Annotated in this window: 5 protein-coding genes; all 5 read left to right on the forward strand. The window is 30.3% G+C overall.

The features are described from left to right. A partial coding sequence (locus tag J5G60_RS18045) for a mechanosensitive ion channel family protein (protein ID WP_207876621.1) occupies positions 1-767 on the forward strand: 767 nt, incomplete at its 5' end. Positions 768-770: 3 nt separating this feature from the next. Further along, on the forward strand, positions 771-980 hold the full coding sequence (locus tag J5G60_RS18050) for a DUF951 domain-containing protein (RefSeq protein WP_150359053.1): 210 nt from the start codon (positions 771-773) through the stop codon (positions 978-980). A gap of 106 nt (positions 981-1086) precedes the next feature. After that, positions 1087-1374 (forward strand): 30S ribosomal protein S6, encoded by a 288-nt coding sequence (gene rpsF, locus J5G60_RS18055; RefSeq protein ID WP_150359052.1) that lies wholly within the window; start codon positions 1087-1089, stop codon positions 1372-1374. A gap of 12 nt (positions 1375-1386) precedes the next feature. Further along, positions 1387-1827: a single-stranded DNA-binding protein gene (locus tag J5G60_RS18060; protein ID WP_150359051.1), complete on the forward strand. Its 441-nt coding sequence runs from the start codon at positions 1387-1389 to the stop codon at positions 1825-1827. Between the two features lie 21 nt (positions 1828-1848). Continuing rightward, positions 1849-2103 (forward strand): 30S ribosomal protein S18, encoded by a 255-nt coding sequence (gene rpsR, locus J5G60_RS18065; protein WP_150359050.1) that lies wholly within the window; start codon positions 1849-1851, stop codon positions 2101-2103. Positions 2104-2191 lie beyond the last annotated feature (88 nt).

A 2191-nucleotide genomic window follows, 5' to 3' on the forward strand; every position in this document is an offset into this window, starting at 1 on the left:
CATTAATATTGCTCTTTATGTATTTAATTATTAAAATAGGAAATAAGATTATAACAAAATATGTTTCAAGACAAAAAAATTTTAAAATATCATTGAATGATAAAAAGGCCAAAACGGTTGGAGCCATTTTAAAAAGTATATTGAAATACTCGGTATATTTTTTTGGTATATTTACTATAATTTCAATAATATCACCGAAGATAAGTGTTACTGGATTAACTTTTGCAGGAATAGGCGGAGTTGCAATTGGTTTTGGAGCGCAAAATATCATAAAAGATATTATCAATGGTTTTTTTATACTATTTGAAGATCAGTTTTCAGTTGGGGACTATATTAGTATAGATGACAAAAGTGGTGTTGTGGAAAGTATAGAACTCAGGGTTACTAAAATAAGAGATTTTAATGGCGATTTACATATAATACCAAATGGGCTTATTACAAGAGTTACTAATCATTCCAAGGGAAATGTGAGAATTGTAGTGGATATTGATGTTTCTTACGAAGAGGATATAAATAGAGTTATAAGTCTGCTGTCCAATTTATGTAGTAAATTTAAGGAAGAAAACGGTGCTATTACAGAAGGACCAATTGTTCAGGGAATAATGAAAATAGCAGATGACAAAGTGACAATTAGAGTATCTGGTAAAACTAAACCAATGACTCAGTGGAATATGGAAACTAAACTTAGAAGAGAAATTGGAGAGATGTTTAAACTAGAAAATATAAAAACTCCTTGTTTATCGATAAAATTGTTAAAGGAGGGATAATGAATGAAAAAAGTTTTTTATATGGGTGATATAGTAGAGATGAAAAAGGGCCATCCTTGTGGAAGCAATGAATGGGAAATAATAAGACTTGGGGCTGATATAAAAATTAAATGCTGTGGATGTGGAAGAATAGTAATGCTTCCAAGAAACAAATTTTCTAAAAATGTGAAGAGAATTATTAAGCAGAATCCTGACAATATAAAAACTACGTAAATGAGTTAAATTGATTGATTTTATGTGAAATCAGTGGTAAAATAATAAGCTGTAGTCCCTGCTGTAAAGTTTACAGCCATTAGTCCAAAGGGAGGAGGTGGAATCAATGAAAAAATATGAAACTATATTTATATTGCATCCATCATTAGATGAAGAGGCTTTTAAATCTAATGTAGAAAAATTTAAGGATGTGATAGAAAATGGTGGAGGAGTAATAGAAAACGTTGATATTTGGGGTAAGAGAAAACTTGCCTATGAAATAAATAAAATTAACGAAGGATATTATACCTTAATAAATTTTAGTTGCGATTCTAAATTACCCAAAGAATTAGATAGAATATTTAGAATTACAGACACAGTTATAAGGCACATAATAGTAAAGGATGAAAAATAGGTGGTGTTTTAATTGAATAAAGTTGTTTTAATTGGAAGATTGACTAAAGATCCAGAACTGAGATTTACACCGGGAATGGGTAAGGCAGTTACAACCTTTACTATAGCCGTTGATAGAAGATTTTCTAAGGATGGACAGAGAGAAGCGGATTTTATTCCCATTGTTGTATGGGGAAAGCAAGCTGAATCTACAGCAAACTATATGAGCAAGGGAAAGCTTATAGGTGTTAGCGGTAGAATCCAAACTAGAAGTTATGAAGCTAAAGACGGCAGTAGGAGATATGTTACTGAAGTTATTGCAGAAGAAGTTCAATTCCTTGAATGGGGAGAAAAAACTGCAAGAAATTCATATAATGAAAATTCATCAGAAAATTTAGATAAAACTAAAGGTTTTAATGAAGAGATTTATGGAGAGGATATTACACCAGTTGATGATGGAGATATCCCATTTTAAAGGTAAGGAGGAATGAATTTTATGGCCAATAGAGATGGCGGAAGAAGAAATTCTGGTAAGATGAGAAGATCTAAGAGAAAAGTATGTGCTTTTTGTATGGATAAAGCTGAATCTATAGATTACAAAGACATAAATAAATTGAGAAAATATGTTACAGAAAGAGGGAAGATTCTTCCAAGAAGAATTTCTGGAAACTGTGCAAAACATCAAAGAGAACTTACTGAAGCTATAAAGAGAGCTAGAAATATAGCATTATTGCCATTTACAACAGAATAATTTTTAAGGGTGAGGAATTTTATTCTTCACTTTTTTTTATATTAAAAATAATAATCTTTTAAATTACTATTTTAGCTTAATATTATAT

Source organism: Clostridium sp. HV4-5-A1G, assembly GCF_900184915.1.
In the GTDB taxonomy this organism is placed as follows: domain Bacteria; phylum Bacillota; class Clostridia; order Clostridiales; family Clostridiaceae; genus Clostridium_B; species Clostridium_B aromativorans.